Raw genomic sequence first — 23,148 nt, forward strand, 5'->3', positions numbered from 1 at the left:
GATAATTATTGAATGATAGCAGAGATTCATAACAACATGCTTTGCCTTTCGGTAATAAGGCAATTGCTTATCATTATGATATAATAAAATTGGTTTTTGTTAGATCGTTAACGAATTGAATCGTTTTATGGTAATTATTTAATGATCTATTGGTTTGGAATAGATTGCATAGTATAAGGTTAGTGTCCGGTTGTTCAAAGGGCATCAGCCTGATTGTGGTCAAGTTTTTCATAGCATTTACGGTATTGGGATAGTTAATGTTATTTCATAACAAAACATCAATATCACTGGGATATACAATGATATTTTGTTACGATGAAATAAAAATAATAAAATTGTATTATATATTTAATCATAAATGCAATTTGATAACTATTTTTTAATATAAAAAGTATAATTATTCAAATGCTATTAAAGTATATTTATTGTTTTATTATTCTTAGAAACGTGATGATACAATCTTAGTAATTTTAACTATAACTATTTATAGTTAAAAAAATGTTAAGCAAATATAGGAATAAAAAATAAAATATTTCAAAAACAAGAGATTTGTTTTGAGTAATATTACAAAAAGATAATATACAGTGATAAGAGTCCGAAAGTGTAAGAATCTCCTTTGTCAATCTGATAAATGGACAGTGCAAATTTATATAAAATTAATCAATATATTGTGATTTAATTTAAATTATTTATGAATTTTTCCTATCCTTTTGATAAAGAAATAGATAGGATATTTTAAGAATAATTAATATATGTTTCCGAAATTCATAAAAAAAACAGTAAGTGTCTGATATGCTTACTGTTTCTTATGTGTCGATTGTTGTTGTTTTTGTTAATAAGCCATTGGCATGCTTTGTGGGATCATTGAAGTAAAATTCCTTTCAGTGAGCAGGATTGCTGGTGAGTTGTTGTTGGTTTAAAAAACTAAAAGATACTTAATCCATACTGTTTGGCCAGATCTAAAATCATATGATAGCCGGCCAGAGAATTTCCATGCTGGTCTAAAGCAGGACTGAAAACTCCGATTCCTATTTTTCCCGGAACACTTACGGTAATTCCGCCTCCTACACCGGATTTGCTTGGCAGTCCTACCATTCTGGAATATTCACCGCTGAACTCATACATTCCGGCAGTCAGCATTTGTGATTCTATCAGTTTGGCCATATCGGAATTTTTAAAAGTGGTATCTCCGTCGAATCTTACACATTGGTTGGCAAAAAAGTAACCTATTTTGGCAAGGTCCTCAGCGGTAAGTTCAATGGAACACTGCTTGAAATAGTTGTCCAGCTGGTCTTCATTTCCCGAAATCAGTCCGCTGTTTTTCATAATATAAAACATTCCACGGTTGCGGTGTCCTGTTGATTTTTCAGATTCGTAAACTGATTTGTTGTAATCTATGGATGGGTTTTTGGTGATGTACCTTACCATATCCAGTATCTTCAGGAATGGTTTTTCTCCGTCACCGGAAATTAATGAAGTAGTAAGAATTGCCCCTGCATTCATCATAGGATTAAGCGGCTTTCCTGTAGTTTCAAGGTTGGAAAAATGGTTGAAAGGTTTGTCGGAACCGAAATATCCCATTTTATCAAAGATATTGGTTTCTCCTTTTTCATTGACAGCCACCATTAATGATATGATTTTGGAAATGCTCTGCATGGTGAATTTTTTATTGACATCTCCGGCATTGAATACTTTCCCGTTTTTGTCTACCACTGAAAAGGCTATTGCTTTAGCGTCCATTTTTCCCAGTTCAGGAATGTAATCGGCTACTTTTCCCTGGCTGTAATAAGCTCTGTTCTTCTCCAGGATGCTGTTTAGGGTTTTGTCCGAAATGGTTGAGATATCTGCGGTTTTCTGAGCATAAACAATTGTGTTTAAGGAAATAAAAGCTGCTGTACAGATTCCTTTGGCAGAAAATAAAAAGCTGTTGTTTTTCATAGGGAAGGTGTATTCAAATATAATGTTGATGATAAGCCTTGAAAAACAAAGATAAAGTATTTTAATCTTGTCGGCAATTCTCTTTATCGTAGTTACGAATATCGGTGCAGGTGGGCATAGGTGATGCTTATAGAAGAAGATTAAATTGCCGGATTACATGAGAAATTTTTTAAGAAAAGAAATGGATAAAATTTTGTTGTTTTACCTGTTTTGCATATGTGATTAATTTTAATTTAAATTATTATTTTGAAGTAAAAAATTAATTTTATTTACTTTTTTGTTGTTTGTTTTGGATTTTAATACGCTAAAATGAATGATTTTATTCTGTTAAAATGGGATTGGAGCGCTTAAATAGACCGGAGTACAGGGATTTTTTTTCATAACTAATATGTTGGTGAAATAGCATATAATCACGAATTTGTTTATATTGTTGAAATTAAGTTGTGAAATAATGTTATTTTTTCACGATTAAATGATTTTTGTATTATTATTTTTATTAATTTGACAAAAAATTAATAACACTTTTTTAATAACTATGAAAAACAACACCTACTTTGGCAGGCAGCACGTCTTCAGATGGCTCCTGCTATGTTGGCTTCTGGTACCGTGGGTACTGCAAGCACAAGCTCAAATTACATGGACCGAAGAGGTCGGATGCCAGGAATTCCGCGGCGAAAAAGAAGGTCAGATCCCTGACAACGGTATCGCCAGTTCCTACATCAATTCTGCGCAGTGCCTCCGCGTCTGCGAGAAGTCAATAGACCCTGTCAAATATCTGGTTCAGGGATCCAACGTTTCTAATGTACAATGGTCAGTTTCGGGAGGAACTGCCACAATTTCCGGAACCGGAAATACCTTGGCGTATGTTACGTGGGGTGCCGCCGGTAATGGATCTTTACAGGCTGTTATCACATACAATGACGGAACTGTGGAAACACAGACCATCTGTATTGAAAAAATCAACAGGCCTATTGCTAAGTTTGAATTGCTTAATCTGGATTACACGGTATGTAATAATACAACGGTGTATTTTGATAACCTTTCCGAGCAAAACGGAGGGTCAGATATTGTCAATTATTTCTGGCAGTTCGGAGATGGAACTACTTCCACTTCCACAGCTTTTGAACCGTCTCATATCTACACTAATCCCGGTAATTATACCATTCAGCTTACCGTAACCAATAAGTGCGGATGCCAGAGCAGGTACAGAAAGGAAATCAAGGTAGTAAAATCTTATCCTGTACAGATCAATTGTGCTTCTGTAGTATGTGAAGGAAGTACTGAGAAATATAATGCTCAGGATGGATGTAACAAAGGACAATGGAAAGTTATTGGTGGAAACATTATAAACAATAACGGTAACGAAATTGAAGTAGTTTGGGATCAGGTGGATCCTCTGGACGGTTTCGGATATGTCATGTATATGTCTGAATGTGCCTGCCCGGAATGGACTACAGTTAAAATCCCAGTGATTTTAAAGAATGCAAAAGTTAAAGGACAGGATAAAGTATGCGCTGGAAAGCAATATACCTATTCTATTCCTCAATGGCCTACGACAAAAGTTAACTGGAATGTATCCGGGCCTGGAACAGGGCTGCTGGTCAATACCCAGCAGAGAAATGAAATTGTTTTCTCGGCTACACAGCCCGGAACATATCACCTTGAGGCCACCTACTACAATACTTTATTAGCTTGTGAAGGAAATGCTTCTATTGATATCACTGTTGAACAGCCTGTAACAATAAGCGGCGGTACGGATGAGATCTGTGCGGGAACAAGCCAGACATTTACAGCTACCCCTAATGTACCTGTTATCTGGAAAGTAACTACCGGAGGCTCTACTGTGACTTCGGGAGTAGTATCCGGGCCATTCAGCTATACTTTTAACACCGCGGGAACCTATACTATCGTTGCTGTGAAGCAAGGAGGAGATTGTGAAAGCAACCCAAGAATTATTAAGGTATTACCAATTCCGCAGCCGCCTACAGGAACTATTTCAGGTGAGACAAAAGTATGTCCTGGAAAACCTTATGTGTATACCATCAGTTCAGTAGATCCGGGAATGGTACCTGTTTGGAGTGTTACTAACGGAACCATCCAGGGCAGTAATGCAGGATCTTCTGTAACGGTTATCTTTAATACGGGTGCTTCATCCTATTCAGTATCTGCACAGAATAAATCGATGAGTAATGCAGGATGTCTTTCTGCTCCGATTTCGTTCAGTGTAGCGCCGTTAGATCTTAATACCATTACGGTTAATCCTAATCCGGGCGGACCTTTCTGTCCGAGCAGCACACAGACATTTACTGCAAATCTGAACGGTATTGTTCCTGATTTTATGGAATGGACATTCGGAAGTCCTAACTTCGGAAGTGTTGTAGGGGGACAGGGCACCAGTAACATTACTGTCAACTTCAACGAAATCTCTACAACAAGCAGCACTATGCTGAACCTGAGAGTTGTAAAATGTGGAGTTACAAAAATCATCAGTGTTCCGGTATCTTTATTACCGCTTCCTGTGGTAAGCTTCACAAATGTTGGAGGAATCTGTTTAGGTTCCAACCTTACATTCTCTGTTAATCAGGGATCAATCACTTCAGCAACTGGTGTAACTTTCACTTTTGCAAACGGAAATACCTATAATACCACTTATAATCCATCAGGAAATTACAGCTTCCCGAATAACGGATATATTCAAAACGGATCAGGAAGTAACGTTTCTCAAACGGTTACAGTAACTTATACAGGAACTAACGGATGTAACTATAAGCCTACTGCAAGCGCAAACTTTACAATCTATCCTGAAACTATTATTACAGTTTCTCCGGTATATAATATTCTGGTATGTGATCCTACAACAATGACACCGTATACGCTTACGGCAAATAGTTCTACAGGACTTACCAATATTATTTCCTGGCAGTGGTTCCAAAACAATTCACCTATATCAGGTGCTACAACCAACTCATACACCATAGGCGGTGCAGGTGCTTTTGGAACTTATAGAGTACAGGCTGTAGATATTAATGGTTGTGTGGTTTCTTCACAGAATATTAATGTGAGCCAGCTTTGCCCAAGCAGCGGAACTTGTAATACAGATCCTCAGATCAACTTTACAGCTGCGTGGTCAGGTTGTAATACAATTTCAGCATCAGGGTTAACGTATAACGGAACTCCTGATCAGATAGAATGGTCATCAGACAACGTACTTACTTTAACTTCTCCTCAGGGACAGCCTACAGCAACGTATCAGACTACACTTGCGGGAGCACATATTGTTTTTGTACGTTTAAGATATGGTTCATGCTGGTACAGCAAGGCAGTAGAAGTAAGAAAGAACTACGAGCCTAAATTCAGTGTTAGCACGGTGTGCAGCGGAGGCGGATATAACGTGACTCTGTTTAACAGTTCTACTATATTTGAGATTAACCAGTCATCTATTACATATACATTCACCAGCCCGGGTCAGCCAACTCAGACAGGACAGACGGCTACTTATAACAACCTTGCGCCAGGTACTTATACCTTCACCATGACAATGTCTGCGCCAGGGAAACCAGCGTGTACCACTACACAGACGATTACATTAGCTCCGGTTCCTAGTACCAGCTTCCTGGTTCCGGCATGGCTATGTGTACGGGAACCTATTACATTCACTGCACCGGGATACAACTCGGCTAATACCTACACATGGCTTTTTGATGGTACGGCGTATGTAGCTTCGGGAGCAACTGCTACGGTTACCTATAATACAAGTGGTGCCAAGACAATACAGCTAAAAGTAACTACTCCTACCGGATGTGTATATACTTCACCAATTGCAAACATTAGCTTGAATGAAGCTTCCATTGATGGTAATATTTCACCTGTTAACGTACTTGCCTGTGCAGGATCTGTTCCTACACTTGTATTTAATGGTTCGGTAGGAACTGCCAGCCAGTATATCTGGATGAATGGTTCACAGCCGGTGCCTGGAGCTCCAAATTCAATGACATTCACACCTACTCAGTCGGGAACTTACTGGCCGGTATTGGTATCACCTGATGGTTGTAAAACAAGCATCATGAGTACTAAACCTGCAACAGTAACGGTTAAAAATGCTCCATATGTAAATATTTCCGGTAAAGCTACTATCTGTGCAGGATCTTCTACCATACTGACTGGTCTTGTAACAGATAATACATTAGAATACCAATGGAAGAAAGCAGGTTCAGTAGTTATACCATGGACTTCTGCTCCTTATCCGATCACTCTTAATACAGGATCATTAGCTGCAGGTACCTATGTTTATACTCTTGAGGTAAGAACTCCGGGTACATCAGGATGTGTAAGCTCTAAAAACTTTACCCTTACGGTAAGTAATCCGCCATCATCTATTACGGCAACGTATAGTTTGGTGAGCTGCCAGCCTTATAAAATTCAGTTAACTGCATCAGGACCATCTACAGGAAATTATAACTGGAGTAATGGAATGTCTGGTCAGACAATTACAGTCAATGAAGGTGGTGTATTCCAGGTTACTTATACTGCGCCAAGTGGTTGTAAAGTATCCAGCTCTGTGGAAGTGCCATTAAGCCTTGAAAGCCTGATGTGGGTATTCCCTACAGGATGCTATGATGAATGTCTTAGAGAGAAGAATTACATTATAGGACCAAAAGGGGTATTTGATCATCATGACTGGATGTTGTTCGGAAACAGTATTCAAACCGGGAACAATAACTTTATCTTCCCGTTATATATCGGCTCTCCTGGTACATACCAATTACAGGTAAATCACTTAGGATGCCAGTATACATCAGGAACCATGAATTATTATCCAGGTAAAGATTGTGGATACGAAACAGATTGTAAGATTGAAGGAGATATTAAACCAATGAAGTGGGTAGGAGACCATTACTCTGTTTCTGGTATTATTCACAATGCCGGAGGACAGCCGATAAGTCTTAATGTTTCAAGTGTTAACGGATACGGAACTTATATTCCGTCTATTATTACCATTCCTGCAGGAGGGGTGTATGATTTGAATGCTAATCCATTAGCTTTCTATCCAAATCCAAACTTCCAGGGTACAGATGAGGTTTTATTCTATAATGAGACATGTAAGTTTAGTACCAAAGCGGTAGATCCGGAATGGATAGGCATGAGAAGTGCATCAAGAAGTGTTACCGCTGCTGCAGTTTCTTCTCTGAAAATGATACCAAATCCTGCGAAGGAAAAAGTGAAAATCTCATACAATACAGGTAACGAAAAGTTATTGGCAAAACAGATTACAGTTTTTGATGCCATGGGCAATGTCAAATTCCGTAAAGAAGTGAAAGCGGCTTCCGGAGAGGTAGACGTGGAAGTTTCCAGCTGGCTGCAAGGCGTTTATATCGTTATTGTACAAACGGGAGACACATCATTACAAGGGAAACTAATTAAAAATTAGTGACTTATAAATCAGTGTTCTCTTCGGAGAGCACTGTTTTTTATAGTATGTGATAATTAAATGAATTTATATGATACAACTAAAAAACAAGCTTTGGGGATTACTATTGATGTTGCCGGTATTATCTTTCGGTCAGACTTACCAGTGGCAATGGGCAAAACAGGCCGGCGGCCAATCCGGTTCTGCCGATCCGGGGTTTAATTACCAATTTGATGAATCTATACGGGATATTGTTGTAGATAACAATAACAACACCTATTATCTCGCAAGTGTATGGAATGGAGGCCAGAATCTGAATGGGGTAGCTGTACCTAATTATGGACTACGTGATCTTATTTTGTTTGCTACGGATTGTCAGGGTAATGCACTGTGGTCTACCGTTATTGGCGGATCAGAAGATGGTGAAAATGCCTGGCATATCGAGGTGGATAATAATGGTGGTTTATATGTAATGGCTACTCTTTATAATAATTCTTACAGCGGCGATCCTACCGCTCTTCCTATGCATTTTGATGCTACTCACACCATGCCTTTGTATACCTATTATGATCAGACAGTAGAACCGGCGCATAAAGCGGCATATCTGCTTAAATATAAAACTTCTGACGGAACATTGGATTGGAGTAAAGCTTTGCAGGGAGATGTGAGTTATCTCAGCAGACGCTGTGATGTTCAGATGATGTATATGGATTCATCCAAAAATATTCATGCTGTTATGGGTTTCAGAGCAGGAAATCATTTAAATGGTTTAATTACCGTGCCTTCAACCTTCACTACCTCCTTTCAGTACTATCTGGTTAAATTCAACTATGATAATGGGAGTATGACACCTGCAACGCCACTATTGCTTCCTATAAGCGGAGGATTAACTGCAGGAGGAACTGATGGTAAAGTAAATCTGCTGTACGATGAAAGCTTAAACAGATATTATCTGGCAGGAAAAAGAATGGTAGGAAACTACAGCAGTACTATGGAAAGTCTTTCGTACAATAATATTCCTTTTACAAAAAATGCCTATATACTTGCGTTTAACGGAAGTACCGGAGCTGAATTATGGAGAAAAGAATTTGACAATAGCTTACCGGCATTTATGGATGATGAAATTCATTCCGTAATCAAAGGTTCAGGTTCTTCGGATATTTATATTTCCGGACGTTATTTTTCAGGAACAGTTCCTACCACTTTCGGAAACTATTCTTTCCCAGTACAAAATTATCAGGGACAGACTCCTTTTGTGATGAAGCTGAATGCTGATGGAGCTGTACAATGGGCAAAAGTTCCGGATGGGCTTACAAGCTTTTCTGCGTACCGTTTCATGAAAGGAAAACTGGCACTGAACGGAAATGAACTTGCCTTCGCCAAAGGAAGCTGGAATGAGATTTGGGGAAACTTTTCAATGACACGTCCTAATTCAGATTTATCAGATCCTTTGCTGGTACGTTTCAATAAAGATACGGGTGCAGTAATTGGAACCGGAGAAATTCATAGTAATTTTCAGGTTCAGGATGAATTTACAGCCATTGCTGTAGATAAAGATGGAAATTATGTACTAGGCGGTCTTTTTCATGACCAGCTCTTTACAGATTCCAATGATAATGTCAATACCATGACGGTAAATGTGACGGGAGGAAAATCCCAGTCTTTCATTACAAAATATTCTAAGTCAGCATGCAGCCAGATGTCGGTAGAGGAAACAGCCGTACAGGCAGGAATTCAATTATTCCCGAATCCGGTTCAGGATGTGCTTACCGTCAGGAGCAAAGAGCCTTTGGTTTCTTATGAAATCTTTGGAACTACGGGACAACTGGTAAAACAGGGAACTTTGACTATGATGCAGGAACAGATCGTATTATCTTCTCTTCAGACAGGGGTATATTATATTAAACTTAAAACAAAATCTTCAACAGTAACAGAAAAGATACTGAAGAAGTAAAAAAACAAAACTGAAAATTAATAACCTTATATATAAACAGCATTCTTTAAAAAGGATGCTGTTTTTTTAGCCTTCATCTTATACAATTGAGAACCTATTCCGTATTTTTGTGCAGAATTAAGCAGCTAAACTGTTTATTCCAACCTATGAGCACTGCATTTTCCGGCCATGATCAAATTGAGGTGGTTTCTTCTTTTTCTGAACTTGTCAATACCCGTTTTCAAGGTGTTATGAATGCCATTTGCTGGCATAGGAATTTAGTGGGTGACTTTAAAGAAATCGTCACAAAGCTTCAGCTGAAAGATGATATTACAGAAGTTTCCGGCGAAGATCTTTTAGCATTGGAATTGTCAGAAGAGGGGAGTATGGCGAGAGAAATTATTTTAAATGACCTGCGGTTATTGACAGATTTTGGAGCTTCTCCGGTTCTTAATTTGCTTAAAAATTATGAGCGGGACGAAGAGCTCGGTTTTATTTCAACGGATGTATACTCGTATCATGTAGACCGTTCGCCTGTTGCAACAGATACTTTTCTATGCACTTATCACGGAACAGCGAGTGATATCATCGCTAATGATCAGGTGGAACAGAAAATTGTAATTCCTGAAGTCCGGGAACAGCTCAAAAAATTACATGATGGCACTGAAGAGGAATTTGAAGACTTCCTGAAAGAGTATTTCTTTGATCTTCATTATCAGCCGAAGCCCGGTGCAGAGCCTGTTAACTTAGGAATTGGCCATCTTTGGCGTATTGCGGTAGATCATCCTGATCAGGAAGCTTTGCCTTGTGTTCACAGGGCACCTGTGGAAAATGATGGTGAATACAGGCTTCTCCTGATTTGTTAATTCAATTTGCATCGAAATCAATGAGGTTATGAAAAATCCAACATCTTCAGGATATTGGATTTTCATAATTGATAGACTGAGTTACATATCAGTTATTTATTTTCAGAAGATCAGCTTTACCATTTTATTTTTATTTTGGGCACTACCTTTTTTATTTCTTTAGCTACATTAGTTCCCGCTTTTCCCAGTTCGTTGCTTATGTTTCTAACCACTTTCACCGCTTCATGATTTTTTCCGGGGCCGTATTGTAAATCATGAACGGTCGTATTCCATGTTTTGACGATATCGTTATTAGGACCAAACTGACCTTTTAAAGCGTCTCCAATCTGGTTTAATCCTTTAACAATCGTATTATTTTTTCCGAAACATCCATTGTCACCACCAACTCCGTTTGTTAGACATTTATTTAATTCACGATAGGTTAACTGACCGCCCGCACATCCTGCAAATGCATACGGCTGGCCTCCGGTGCTTACCGCACATTCCACAGCTATTTGAGCTTCTGTATTCAGATTAAGCTTACTTGCACCATAACAAACCGCAGTTCCCATGAAAGATATTTCTCCACTGTTGGCCTGATCTTTAAAGCAGGAAACTAATTGCTTGAGTTCAGGATCATTGACTTTATCAGCAAAACAAAGGGGATACATTTCATAATTGCCGCCATATTCTTTATAGCACTTCAACATATCCCGGGTAATTTGTTTTTCTTTTGAACCGCCTAAAATACTGAGCATACAAAGACTCTGTTCTTCCATGGTAGCTGAGTTTTTGGCACATTTATAAATTTCAAGTTCTTTCTGTCCTGCCATATTCGTTACCATACAGTCCCCGAATTTCAACTGGTTTAAGGATCCGTCAAAATTCAAAGAATTTTTATAACAGTCCACGGCATTCTGCTCACTGGTCATCATGACATCCCCATAAGGTTTTTGCTCGTCAATAATCTGGGTGGGTAACGGTCTTAATCCGTCAGCGGTTTCAATTCCTATCTGATGATCATACGTAGGCTTTGGCAGATACATAACGGGCGGAGGAGGAACAGGAATATTGGAATAACCCACGATTCGGTATCCATATCTGTAATCCAGCTCTATAATATTTTTATTAAAATCCAGAAAAAAGGCCTTTTGATAAGGAACGGCAGACGGTAAGCGCAGATAATTAATTCCGGTCTGATCATATACGGCCTGGCCGGCATTTCCCGGATTGCCATCCTGAACAATCACCCCTGTATTATACATCGTAAAAGACTGACCGTAAGTAGTCAAAAACATCTGTCCGATAGGATAAACCTGAGCAAACAGCAAGGAACAGAAGCTCATCAGTGAAATCAGCACACTTAAAATGGATAGTTTTTTAATAATTGCGTCCATGATACTTATTTTTGATAAAGGTACCCCTGCAGACCAATACCAAAAAATTACCCTTTTTCGCTATTTTTTGTTGAAGAGGCTTTATAATGAAAAAACAGCCTTGGAAAGGGCTGTTTTATATTTTTTGGGGTGAAATTTTGAAAGGATTGAATTTACTTACCGATACAGAAAGTAAACTACTGCTTGTTTATGCGGATCTACAGCAAGTAGTATCACGATTAGTAACCATCATATGTTAGTTCTCCTGTTGATTCTCCGTAGTTTGTATTAACTCATTTTAAAAGGATTCTACAATGATTTTTTTTGGTACTCTGATATTGATTTTAGTTTTAAAATTAGAGAACATCGGTTTTTAGATTTTGTACTTTGTGTTTCTCTTCAAAGTAAATGATATTTTAGAAAGTAGAATGACTGTTTTTCAATAAAAAACTACATACTTCTGTTGTTTTTGTAAAGAATTCGCACGGACTGACGGAAATTTAAAAAATTAAGACGACCTCGTAATAGAGGAAGAGTGTCCAAAAAATCCAGACACCCTCTTTGAAGTATTTCTTTAAATATAAAATATTATCACATTATTTTAAATATGATGAGAAATCATTTTCATTTTTAATACTCAATATAACTTTTTTCCCCGTTATTAATTCTATATAAATAACTTTTTCTGAATCTAATATATAACCTACTCCATATTTTTTTGAATATCTTATACCCCAGCCTATCATACTATAAAAATCATTTGCATTTCCTATGTAAGCCTTTTTTATTTCATTCTTTTTAATAGTTTTAAAAAAAGGTAAAAATGGGAAAAATGAATATTTCATGTTATCATCTGTAATAATAATTGTGAGTTTAGAAAATAACAGTATTGAAATAACAAATAAAGAAAGAATAGAAATAAAATAAATAGTATTAAGAGGCTGATTGCCTTTTAGGCAAATCAGTAGTACTACAATAAATTGAATAACAGATAAATACTGTAATAAAACAGGGAATTTTAAATATTGCTTTTTCATAATTATATTTTTTGTATTGACAAATGCTTTTTATAGAATAGTATTTTCTTAATTTCAATAAGATTCTGCTTAAAAGATATAGTAGGGTTAAAACAAAATAAAATCAAACAACCAGTCATTGAAATCCAGAATGTTCCTAAACCATGAATTAGAAATATGAAAAAGTGAAAAATAAATGCTATAAAAAATAACACATATTTAAATTTTTGTTCAAGAAAAAAACTTACAAAAAGCATAATTTCTAATATTATCACCGACCAGTTTATTAATGAGACAGTTAAATTATTAGTAAACAGACCACCTAAAAGAACCCTAATATATTCAGGAGCCCCAAAAATATTATTGTTAAACCAATAATACACTGCTGTTCCATCAACCCATTCCGATACTGAGAGTTTTGCTACTCCAGCATTTAAATAAAGTATGCATAATTGAATTTGTATAACTATAAAAGTTGTATAGGAAAAATATAGAAGATATTTATTAGTAGAAATAGGAAAAGATAATTCACTCCATCCGAATCTTCTTTTATCTAAAATACATATTGGAATTAAAAGCAATGTAACTATTACACTAATTTGATCTCCTCCTTCTATTATAAACATTGTATAAAAAGTGGAATATGTAGCCCACCAATGTAAAATTGCCAGAAACCTTGGGTAAATTCCTAAAATGACTAATGCCAAAATGAATAAAGTTATAATGTAAGGAATTTTGATATTAGTAAACCATAAATAATAATTTAAAAAAGATAATTCTCTTAAATTATTTTTCAATTTTACTATATGAAATTCAGGAAAAAGATCCTTAAAGGGTGTACACATTAATGTTAAAAAAAGACTTAACGCTAAAAAGAATCTTGCAAATTGCAAGACATTCGTTGTATATATTTTTGAAAAAGATGACATTTAATTAATTCAGGTTAATCTTAATAGATGAATATGGAGTGAATTTTTCTTGATGTTCATTTGCCCAAGCCCAAGGTATTGGCTTTTTAAGAATAAACAAGTACAATCCCTTTTTAAAATAATTATTTGATCTTTTAGACTTAACACTAAAAGCAACATCATTTATGTGGTTTTCATAGTTATTTCCTGTGTTCTCTATCCATAATTTAGATGGAGCCTCTGAAACTATAATTGAAGCTTCATATCCCTGAACTCTTGATTTCCTTGAAAATCCAAACCAATTTTCTTTAGAAGAATTAGATAAGGGAATATATAATAATTTATTATTTTCAATTTTATAAACTTCTAAAAGTGGTTCTCGTGGATCACGAGTAAAAAAACTCCACCCTTCAGGAAATAAAGTACTTATTTGCATTTTTAATTTCTCTCCCAAAACTACTTGAGTTTTGAGAGAAGAAAAAAAAATGTTAATGATAATAAAAATCCAAAATCCCCAAATAACTTTTTTATAATTAGAAAAGTTATTTCCCATTATCCTTTAAAATAAGTATTCAACTGACTTACTAGAAGATCCTTACTTAATTGTTTGGAAGGTTCCAAATTCGACAAGGATTCTATAGGATCCCAATATGCCATTTTTGTAATTAGACTATACGCTGCAACAGCTATTGATACTGCTGCTGCGACAGCATAAAATACGCAAAAAGCACCCGCTAAAGTACAAAGTGAAGCAATATTTTCTTTTATTGCATAATCATTCAATATATCATTTAATGCTTGTGAATCTTTCGGATTACTCAAATCTAAGCTAAGAATTTGATTTCTTAATTTATCATTATTTTTAATAGCATTACTAAAAGTAAATAGTCCTGAATATTTATCAGAAGCTAAACCAGCTTGTTCCACAAGTACAACAGATTCTTTAAGGTATTTATCAATTTCATATAAATTACCAGAGTACATAGCTTTCTGTAATTTATCAAAGAAGTTTGGATATTTTTCTTTAATAAATTTTGAAGATTCCTCACTTAAATTTTTTAAATTCCGTAATGTTTGTTTAGAATTAGCTGAATTTACTATTTGAGTTTTAACATTTTTTAAAGATTCAACATTATCAGCAACTTCGTTTTGTAAGAAAAACAATCCTTTAAAAATTTCTTCCCCACTTTTTTTTCTGATTTTACCTGTTCTGAAATTATTGTATTTTTATTTGCGTTGACATAAATAAAATTAAATTAAATAACAACATAAGGATAAACACTGGGCTTTGCGCAATAGTTCTAATTTTTTTCATGATAAGTATTTTATAGTTAATTTTAATTGACTGTGTTTATGTTAAATGTTTTATTTTGGAATATTACCTGAACTAAAATCTTTATGCGGGACATAATAAAAACCAACAATTTTATTGGAGTTATTAAAGGCAACTTGCATATCAATTTTAGTTTTATCGAAATCACAATAGTAATAATACACACTTCCTTCATTATTAATTTCTGTAATTCCTTTAAAATTACCAAATTGATACCCTACATCTCTTAGTGTAGTTTTTAACTGATCCAAGCTAAATTTAGTTGTTATAGAAGAGTCAAGATAAGAATAAGATTTTTCAATTTCTTTACTATAAAGACCTTCTACAAAATCTTTACCTATATCCTTTTTGTTTTGAGTTAAACAAAAAATAGGAAATAATAGGAATATTAATATTACTTTCATTTTTATTTGTTTGTTAAATTATTTTCTATTGGGTTATTATTTGATTTAAAAAACTTATCTACCCTTTCTTCTGTTGCTTAAGAAGATCTCCAACAGTTATATCACTTCCAGGCATTTTTTGAGTTCTCATCTGGGGTGTTATTCTTGACCTTGCTTCTGCAAACGGATCTTCTCGAAATGCATTGTAAGCTTTCTCAAATTTATCTTTTGAAATTATATTTACATCATTAAAACCAGATATTTTTTCTGTAAAACTTAACTCTGAAAAATCTGATATTTTTTTTACTCCAGTAAGCACCCATGAATAATTTTTGTCAACATCTTCTATTTTTACAATTAATCCTGGAAGCCCATGAAATTTATACGGTCCATCTTGAAAAGAAATTTCATTTGTAAACCATGCAATCCATTTTTTTCCTCCAAAATCTAAAATTGCCTTCTGAACAGAAAGCCCAGTAACTTTATCCATTTCATTTTCAATTTTCCAATTTTGGGGAGAAGTATCAATGTATCCAAAGTATTTTTGAGAAATACCATCTATTAAAATAGTTTTCATTTCAGGATACTCTTTTTTAATTTTAAAAGTGAAAGCAGGCCATTTCATTGTTTTTCCAATATCATAAAAAAACCCTGACTTATGCATTTTCTCAGCCGCTTGAATTAAAATTGAATCTTGAGCAACTAAATTATAATCTCTATATATTGATACTTTTTCAGCAATATCTAAAATTCCAATTGCCTTTTCAGTTTTTGAAGATTCCTTTTTAGGTTTATAGGTTAGCTCATAAAAAAAAACGAGTTGCATTATTTTGTGTATATGCATACAAAAAGGCAAAGTAGAAATATAGTTTTATAATTTTTGTCAACATTTGTTTTTTTATATTTGGTTATAGTTGCGAAAATAGACCAATTTAGAATCAATTTCAATTCTTTTCATTGTGAAATTGTTTTAATGATTAAATATCTTATTTATGACATATATTTGCTTTAAAAAAATCATTATATAATGAATTTTTAATGTTTTTTTCAATGAAATTGTTTAAAGTTTTTCAGAAGTTAGTTTATTGTCAGAGAGTTTTAGTTTCCTTCGGTGTATAGGGAATGATTACAAGGTATATCATCATCTGTAAAATCTAGTTGATAAACAAAAATCTTTCCGTTGGCTATTTCTTTTAATTCAAACTGATTGTGACAAAACCCCGCTGGCACAGTCTCCTGACTTTGAGTCAGTAATAAAGCTCCAAAGCTCAGAAACCACGAACAGGAAATTCAATAAACAAAAAAACAGCCTCAAAAAAGGCTGTTTTATATTTCGAATTCAAAATTCTTAAAATATGGTAAAGAAGGTTGTATCTATTTCCCGATACAAAAAGTAAAAATAACTGATAAACAGATATTTATGCTTTCTGAGGGACAATGGGGTAACAGAATCCCACAAACTAATAATATTTATTACAAAGGTAGTGATATTCTAAAAATAACTCATTAATAATTGAAAAGACATTTCAAATCGATCTCAATGTCAGTAAGATCATTTCAGTAAACAATGATATCACTAAAGGATTTCCCGCTGGTTCTATAAATTATATCATCTTGAATAAATCTGGTGATTAGTGATGAATTCCTTAAATTTATAGGAAGTATTGCCATTTCATTTTCAAAAATCCAATAATCTGAATCCCTCCAATTACTCGGATGTATTTTGGTGATCATTGCTGCACTTATCCGCGTATTTTGACCCTCGTCGTTTCTACATGTAAGAAATCCGTCATGTTCACGAAATTCCTGAAATGCATTTTGCTTGGTAATTAATTCCGGTACCCATCAAACAATCCGTTACATCATCCTTATCTAGAGCCAACATATCAACTGCGGTTTATTGTGGGTACAAATTTTCTATTGTACCATTCTATACCTTTTGATTTAACTAAGATATATCAGCTTAGGAAGCCGGTCAGAAAAGGAATACCCAAATAGATAAGAACACTTTCTGTGACGTCCTTCATTGAAATACTGACATTGAAGTTGGCTAGTCCAAATTTACCGGGCAGTATATTGATAAATAACCATACAAAGAGGCTATAAGTAAAGACAAGTAATGATATCACTTCTTCCTTACTTTTGATGGTTAGGTTGTAAATTAACAATTTTATTTTAGCCTTACTGAGCCAGTTTAGTGATGGAAATACCTCCGTAGTCTACAATATTATTGGTAGTAGCATTACAGCTGAAACGAACCCTTACTCTGTCTCCGGAATTTAAAAATCCTGTCCAGTATAAAGTATTGCCATTGTCTACAATAGTACCAGCAAGATCAGAATAAGTATGTTTTATCATTGTACTCCAGCTTGTTCCTCCATCAGTACTTCTTTCATAGTACGCCGCTGTATGCCATGTAGGTGTTGCTGTTCCCGTACTTGTATGTCTATTAGAATTTTGCATGACTATTATGTAGACTCCATCCATATCAGATGGAACTGTAAAAACATTATTCGTCCATGCATTATGAATATCGAGGCCTTCGTTTGTAAACTGACCAATGGCAGCATTAGGAATAAATTGCCCTTGCACATTCTGTGTTCCTGGTGCATTTGCAAGTACAAGTACTTTTGATGTTCCTGCATCTGTTGGCACTCCTTCAACATATCCAAGCACACCATTTGCATCTGCAACTACTGTTCTGGCAGCAGTAAAAGTTTGATTTTGGGTAGTAGATGCTGTACCTCCAGGGGTTGTATAGATAGCATTTGCAGCACCATTTAGTGGAAGGCTTCTAAACCGGGCAATGCCACTAACATCAAATCTTTCTGTAGGGGTATTACTGCTTATACCCACATTTCCCCCTCCCGTAATAATCATCTTTTCATTCCCTGCAGCACCTCCTCCTGCGCTTGTGATAAATCGAATCGGCGCTGCCGATCCAGAATTTAAATGTGTTCCTATATTAAGTGCAGTAGAAGCACCCAAAGCATACATCTGCGTAGCGCTATTGGTGTCGGAATACAACTGAAATTGACTAGCTCCATTATTTGTTAACCCTATTGAAGCCCTACTTCCACTTCCTGAGCTTTGAACTAATCCACCAGACCCATTATTGAAAGTTGTATTCTGTATGTTTGAAAATCTCAAAAATTTTCCGTCCTGTGTGACAGTCCGATCCGATGTCAGTGTGCCATTGTCTTTATAGATATTTATGTCTGCTGTACTAGACGGCCCCGATCCAGTGAATGCCCGCCACACTGATCCATCAAAGTAGTAATAGCCCGCTGCATCTACATTTACTACCTGTCCCGAAAGGGAAGCTGCTGATGCTGTAGCATAGATAATGGCCCCTGTTTGAGCTGTGGTATACGTTTTGGCAGCCAACTCATCACCTGTAAGCCTTGGTGCGAGGATGCCATCTAGGGCAGTAGGTTCTGTTGGTTTTCCCACTACATCAAGTGTGGCTTTTGGAGTTTCAGTATTAATACCTACTTGAGAGAAGAGAGGCATTGAGAAGCTTAAAGCTCCTAAGAATAAATAAATTTTCATGTTTGATTTGGGTTTTAAGGGTTGATCTATATTGATTGTGTTATTGTTTTTTTTAAAAGAAGGGAAGGTATTATCTCCCTGCTTAATCAAATATTAAAGTCACTTATGAAAGTTGTAGTAAAACCTGAATGAGGGGTAAGGGTTAAAGGTAATAGATTAAGTTCTTTCTCATGATTTATGACGCAAATGTAATTGAGGTTTCCTAGTTGGTGCAAAACAATTATGGAAGCAATATTTAATTTATGCCAAGTAATTTGGTTTAAATTGATAGAAATATGTGAGAAGTGTTTTTTATAGTGTAAGTAGTAATTAATCAAATAGTTATTATTTAAAATTATAAGAATAAATAATTAAAATATTCTATTAAAAATATAACCTGTAGAGAAAGGAATTTATACATTTGTGTCACTAAACAAATAACTTCAACTTACAAATTATTTTCCATGAAATTGCTATTCTATGTCTATGTTTTCTCTGTCTTTTTTCTTTTTACCCTAAGTCTGCATTCAGCATAGCAAGAAACGGGATATTCAAAATTAACCACAAAAAACCTGGATACAAAAATCCAAGAATATAAACTGGATGAAGGGCGTTGCACAACGTTAGCTAGGAAAAAAGAATCACTTATAAGCAAATGGATCTGCTTAAGAAATGTTTTACAGAGCTAGAGAAAGCTTTACTCTTTGCTGGTAAAATTGAAAAAAACATTAAATTGTATTAAACATATTTAAGAATTATGTGTAAAAACTTCTATTTTCTATTATTACTTATTCTCGGAATTTCCTGTACTAATCCGACAAAAAAACAAAAAACAAAGGAAGAAAACTTTCAAAAAAAGGAGATTGCTATACTCGACCAACTGGAGTTTTCTGGCAATCCTCAAATGATAATCAAGACTGCAGAAGAATACAAACAATACGCAAAAAAAATAAAATATGATTATGGCATATTTCGATGCAATATGTCTTTAATATTTGCCTTTAACGCCAGTAGTAAATACAAAGAAGCTACTTTGATTGGCAAAGAAAATGATGTATTAATAAATAAAATAAAAGCAGACTATTTTGTTTGTCTTAATTATACAAATGTAGCTTCATCATATTCATATTTAGGATTACTCGATGAAGCCGAAAACTGTCTGAATAAGGCATTGGTATATAACGAAAAATTAAAAAAAGGGAATGATAAATACTATTCGTTAGGTGTAATATATAGCGGTTTTGCTTTTGTAGAAGGGATGAAAGGTGAACCTTCACCCAATTTAGATAAGTTGCAAAAAAGTTATCTAAAGCAATTATGGGCACTTCTGCAAGTAAGTGAGAATAATAAAAAAATGACAAAGAAAAAAAATGCACAATTAGCGATGCTTTATCTAAATTTGGGTATTACAAGTAATGAACTGAAAAATCCACAGGAAGCAGAAAGTTATTTTCATAAGGCTCTGGATATTTGTAGAAAATATAAGTTTACCAATAATACCCCTCTTTTTGCAAACACAGCAATAGCACAATTATTTCTGGATCAGAAAAAATATGATAGTTGCATAGTTCATGCTCAAAAGGGAATTATACTTGAGAAAAAAAGCCATTCACCAGAGATAAGAAGAGATCTTTTTCAAATACTTTACAAATCCAGTGTAGCGAAGGGTGATCGAGAAACTTCTGAGAAATACACAAATCTTTATATGGCACTCAATGACAGTATGATGAATGCTGAAAAAAGAGGGATTAATACTCCTGTAAAAATAATCATAGAGAATAAAGAAAAAGAAAAAACGAATACCGTGAGGAGTACATTTATAGTTTCTGCGGTGACCCTTCTTGTACTCACTTTGACGGGGTGGACATACTGGAGAAGAAAAAATAAACTCTCCCACAAAAAATATGAAGAACTGATCGCTAAAATAAGAGAAGAGAACACTCAGAAAATCGAGCGTAAAGAGTTTCAGAAATTGAATGATGGGAATGGAAGCAAATCACTTGTAAGCATTACCGATGAGACAACGAAATCCATTCTACAAAAGCTGGGTAAGTTTGAGATGTCGGACAAATTCCTGAAAAAGAATATCAATCTGCCTTATCTGGCAGGGCAACTGAACACTAATACTACATATCTTTCAGAAATCATTAAAATCCACAGAGAAAAAAGTTTCAATGATTACATAAATGGGTTAAGGATCAGCTATATCACCCATAAGCTCGTAGAAGACCCACGTTACAGGGAATATAAGATTACCTACCTTGCAGAGGAATGTGGCTTTGCTTCCAGCCAGGTCTTTGTAATCCATTTCAAAAAGATAACAGGTTTCACTCCTTCCTATTTTATTGGAAACCTGAAGAAGGATAAAAACATTTGAGCGTTGTCTTTTCAATAAATTATTATTGAGTAATTTGATTGAGACTTTACTTTGTGTCGTCCTGAAATTACCTTACATTATTTAACATTAATTCTGTTTTATCGTCAAATTATAGATAGTGATATTTTAAAAGAAGCATCAGTAGATATTTAAGTATCTATAGACTGCTTTATCTTTCAGTTAGTTTTGATAGATTTTCAACTTAAGCTTTTCAAAATATAGCATAGATTCTTCAAACTTATTTTTATCATTTGTATTTTGAGAGAAGGGTCCTGCACAGCATCTGATACAACTTTTTAACATTTCTGAATGACATAAAATAAAGCTAATTTTTATTTTCTTAGGTTAGAATTTGGGGACAAAACTGGGGACAAATTTAACTGATTTATAGTGCTAATTTTCTTCTGTAAAATATATAAATCGCTGTAAAACAGCGATTTATAGGATATTTAGGTGATTTTGCTTGATTATTGCAAGTTGTTGATTTTCAGTCGTTTAAGCGTATCATTTCCTATATAAATATTGTTATCTTCATTCCGTATAAAAATATACATCATTTCCTTACTGTTTTCCGTAAACCCATCTTGTTTTATATAAGTAGTTTAGCCCGATATTTTGATAAAGCTTAAAGAATTTGTGAAGAGCATGCAAAATTGCTTGAATTTTAGTAGTGGTTTTGAATTAATTATTAAATTGCATAAACTAATAACTTTCACTATGAAAAACCAAATATACAATCCTCTTTAATTTAACAGCCTGCTTCATCAAAAGCATGGAATGATTTGTCCGGAGATTAACAGGCAAGTCAGGTCTGCACGTATCCCTAATTTATTGGGATACAGATTAACCGTCCTAAAACTGTATTATGAAATTTCTACATACCGCAGACTGGCACATTGGCCAGCTGTTTCACGAATACGACCGCAGCTACGAGCATCAGCAGTTTCTGAACTGGCTGGTAGGAATTTTATTAACTGAAAACATTGAAGTCTTGCTGATCAGTGGTGATATCTTCGATAGTTCCAATCCGTCGGCAGCCTCGGTGAGGATGTTCTACCGTTTCCTAAATGAAGCGACCAGAGCCGTGCCTCATCTGCAGATCATGATTACGGCAGGTAACCATGATTCGGCAGCACGGCTGGAAGCACCGAAACCTCTACTGGAATCCTCTAATGTTCACATTATCGGCCTGGTAGAAAAAGATGCAGTGGGAAACATTGATTACGAAAAACTACTGGTTAAAATACATGATACTTCCGGAGCGATAAAAGCTTTTTGCCTGGCCATTCCGTTCCTGCGGATGGGTGATTATCCTGCCATTGCCGATTGTGCCAATCCCTACACCGAAGGCGTCGCGGCTTTATATCAGGAAGCCTTTGCGTATGCCCAACAATACAGCACGGAAGACCAGCCTATTATTGCCATGGGACACCTGCATACGCAGCAGGCAGAAATTACCGATCTGGATAAAACCGAAAGGCTGATCATGGGCGGTGTGGAATGTATTTCAGCGAGTGCTTTTCATTCCGATATCAAATACGTTGCGTTGGGACACATCCACAAGGCGCAGAAAATAGGCGGAAAGGAACACATCCGCTACTGTGGCAGTCCCTTGCCGATGTCCTTTTCAGAAATTCATTACATACATCAGGTGATTGTTTTTGATCTCGATCAGGAAATCAGCAATATGAAGGCGATTGAAATTCCGGTATTTGTGCCATTGCAAAGAATTCCACATCAGCATCAGCCTTTGCATGAAGTCATTGCCCAGTTGGAGCAATTACCAGAGTTGGTTGCCGGCATGGAAAACCTGCCTTATCTGCAAGTCCGTGTACTACTCGATGGACCCGAGCCTGCTTTACGTCATAAAATAGAAACCGCCCTGGCTGGTAAAGCGGTACGATTGGCTAAAATCGATGCCCAATATCCGGCCGCTGCCGCAGCAACACCCGAACTCATCACCGCTGAAAAGCTGAATGAACTGCAGCCCATTGATGTTTTCGGTAAAGCCTACCAATCCAGATACCAGAGCGAAGTACCACAGGAAATCATGCAATTGTTCCAACAGGTGGCGCAGGAAATCAACCAAAACGCCGGATAA

The 23,148-nt window shown here is 35.5% G+C and carries 14 protein-coding genes and 1 pseudogene; 5 read left to right on the forward strand and 10 right to left on the reverse strand.

The genetic code is table 11. The features are described from left to right. Positions 1 to 924: 924 nt before the first annotated feature. Positions 925 to 1,938, reverse strand: coding sequence for a glutaminase A (glsA, locus tag DEU40_RS14850; protein WP_110010551.1), 1,014 nt, complete (start codon positions 1,936 to 1,938; stop codon positions 925 to 927). A 535-nt stretch (positions 1,939 to 2,473) separates the two neighbouring features. Here glsA and DEU40_RS14855 point away from each other — a divergent pair. The 3 genes from DEU40_RS14855 to DEU40_RS14865 all read left to right on the forward strand — a co-directional run bounded on the left by DEU40_RS14855 (position 2,474) and on the right by DEU40_RS14865 (position 10,144). Further along, positions 2,474 to 7,366, forward strand: coding sequence for a PKD domain-containing protein (locus tag DEU40_RS14855; RefSeq protein WP_110010552.1), 4,893 nt, complete (start codon positions 2,474 to 2,476; stop codon positions 7,364 to 7,366). 70 nt (positions 7,367 to 7,436) lie between these two features. Next, positions 7,437 to 9,299, forward strand: coding sequence for a T9SS type A sorting domain-containing protein (locus DEU40_RS14860; RefSeq protein ID WP_110010554.1), 1,863 nt, complete (start codon positions 7,437 to 7,439; stop codon positions 9,297 to 9,299). Positions 9,300 to 9,445: 146 nt separating this feature from the next. Next, positions 9,446 to 10,144, forward strand: coding sequence for a DUF1826 domain-containing protein (locus tag DEU40_RS14865; protein ID WP_110010556.1), 699 nt, complete (start codon positions 9,446 to 9,448; stop codon positions 10,142 to 10,144). Between the two features lie 116 nt (positions 10,145 to 10,260). Here the strand turns inward: DEU40_RS14865 and DEU40_RS14870 are convergent, their stop codons facing one another. The 9 genes and pseudogenes from DEU40_RS14870 to DEU40_RS14910 all read right to left on the reverse strand — a co-directional run bounded on the left by DEU40_RS14870 (position 10,261) and on the right by DEU40_RS14910 (position 18,691). Continuing rightward, entirely contained in the window at positions 10,261 to 11,520 is a 1,260-nt protein-coding gene (locus DEU40_RS14870) for a hypothetical protein (protein ID WP_110010557.1), read from the reverse strand. A 575-nt stretch (positions 11,521 to 12,095) separates the two neighbouring features. After that, complete coding sequence (locus tag DEU40_RS14875; RefSeq protein ID WP_110010558.1) at positions 12,096 to 12,536, reverse strand: hypothetical protein; 441 nt, start codon at positions 12,534 to 12,536, stop codon at positions 12,096 to 12,098. A 2-nt stretch (positions 12,537 to 12,538) separates the two neighbouring features. Further along, the gene (locus tag DEU40_RS14880; RefSeq protein WP_146207867.1) at positions 12,539 to 13,444 is read right to left on the reverse strand and encodes a hypothetical protein; all 906 of its coding nucleotides are present in this window, start codon (positions 13,442 to 13,444) and stop codon (positions 12,539 to 12,541) included. 4 nt (positions 13,445 to 13,448) lie between these two features. Further along, entirely contained in the window at positions 13,449 to 13,976 is a 528-nt protein-coding gene (locus DEU40_RS14885) for an SdpA family antimicrobial peptide system protein (protein WP_110010562.1), read from the reverse strand. Further along, the gene (locus DEU40_RS14890; protein WP_110010564.1) at positions 13,976 to 14,587 is read right to left on the reverse strand and encodes a hypothetical protein; all 612 of its coding nucleotides are present in this window, start codon (positions 14,585 to 14,587) and stop codon (positions 13,976 to 13,978) included. Before DEU40_RS14890 ends, DEU40_RS14885 begins: the two co-directional genes overlap by 1 nt. Positions 14,588 to 14,788: 201 nt before the next feature. Further along, complete coding sequence (locus DEU40_RS14895; RefSeq protein ID WP_110010566.1) at positions 14,789 to 15,160, reverse strand: DUF3887 domain-containing protein; 372 nt, start codon at positions 15,158 to 15,160, stop codon at positions 14,789 to 14,791. Between the two features lie 58 nt (positions 15,161 to 15,218). Further along, the gene (locus DEU40_RS14900) at positions 15,219 to 15,965 is read right to left on the reverse strand and encodes a GLPGLI family protein (protein WP_181397978.1); all 747 of its coding nucleotides are present in this window, start codon (positions 15,963 to 15,965) and stop codon (positions 15,219 to 15,221) included. Positions 15,966 to 17,034: 1,069 nt separating this feature from the next. Beyond that, positions 17,035 to 17,250, reverse strand: a pseudogene (locus tag DEU40_RS14905) (arsenical-resistance protein); the annotation flags it as partial. Positions 17,251 to 17,320: 70 nt separating this feature from the next. Then, positions 17,321 to 18,691: a hypothetical protein gene (locus tag DEU40_RS14910; RefSeq protein ID WP_146207868.1), complete on the reverse strand. Its 1,371-nt coding sequence runs from the start codon at positions 18,689 to 18,691 to the stop codon at positions 17,321 to 17,323. 736 nt (positions 18,692 to 19,427) lie between these two features. Between DEU40_RS14910 and DEU40_RS14915 the strand changes: the two genes are divergently transcribed. Together DEU40_RS14915 and DEU40_RS14920 are read left to right on the forward strand one after the other, a co-directional pair. Further along, entirely contained in the window at positions 19,428 to 21,047 is a 1,620-nt protein-coding gene (locus DEU40_RS14915) for an AraC family transcriptional regulator (protein WP_110010571.1), read from the forward strand. Positions 21,048 to 21,912: 865 nt separating this feature from the next. Further along, positions 21,913 to 23,148: an exonuclease SbcCD subunit D gene (locus DEU40_RS14920; RefSeq protein WP_110010573.1), complete on the forward strand. Its 1,236-nt coding sequence runs from the start codon at positions 21,913 to 21,915 to the stop codon at positions 23,146 to 23,148.

It is taken from the genome of Chryseobacterium sp. AG844, from assembly GCF_003182335.1.
GTDB lineage: Bacteria > Bacteroidota > Bacteroidia > Flavobacteriales > Weeksellaceae > Chryseobacterium > Chryseobacterium cupriresistens.

Bases quoted from the DNA above. Each gene is read 5' to 3' on its own strand.
- glsA (WP_110010551.1), bottom strand. From the start codon at position 1,938: ATGAAAAACAACAGCTTTTTATTTTCTGCCAAAGGAATCTGTACAGCA.
- DEU40_RS14855 (WP_110010552.1), top strand. From the start codon at position 2,474: ATGAAAAACAACACCTACTTTGGCAGGCAGCACGTCTTCAGATGGCTC.
- DEU40_RS14860 (WP_110010554.1), top strand. From the start codon at position 7,437: ATGATACAACTAAAAAACAAGCTTTGGGGATTACTATTGATGTTGCCG.
- DEU40_RS14865 (WP_110010556.1), top strand. From the start codon at position 9,446: ATGAGCACTGCATTTTCCGGCCATGATCAAATTGAGGTGGTTTCTTCT.
- DEU40_RS14870 (WP_110010557.1), bottom strand. From the start codon at position 11,520: ATGGACGCAATTATTAAAAAACTATCCATTTTAAGTGTGCTGATTTCA.
- DEU40_RS14875 (WP_110010558.1), bottom strand. From the start codon at position 12,536: ATGAAAAAGCAATATTTAAAATTCCCTGTTTTATTACAGTATTTATCT.
- DEU40_RS14880 (WP_146207867.1), bottom strand. From the start codon at position 13,444: ATGTCATCTTTTTCAAAAATATATACAACGAATGTCTTGCAATTTGCA.
- DEU40_RS14885 (WP_110010562.1), bottom strand. From the start codon at position 13,976: ATGGGAAATAACTTTTCTAATTATAAAAAAGTTATTTGGGGATTTTGG.
- DEU40_RS14895 (WP_110010566.1), bottom strand. From the start codon at position 15,160: ATGAAAGTAATATTAATATTCCTATTATTTCCTATTTTTTGTTTAACT.
- DEU40_RS14900 (WP_181397978.1), bottom strand. From the start codon at position 15,965: ATGCAACTCGTTTTTTTTTATGAGCTAACCTATAAACCTAAAAAGGAA.
- DEU40_RS14910 (WP_146207868.1), bottom strand. From the start codon at position 18,691: ATGAAAATTTATTTATTCTTAGGAGCTTTAAGCTTCTCAATGCCTCTC.
- DEU40_RS14915 (WP_110010571.1), top strand. From the start codon at position 19,428: ATGTGTAAAAACTTCTATTTTCTATTATTACTTATTCTCGGAATTTCC.
- DEU40_RS14920 (WP_110010573.1), top strand. From the start codon at position 21,913: ATGAAATTTCTACATACCGCAGACTGGCACATTGGCCAGCTGTTTCAC.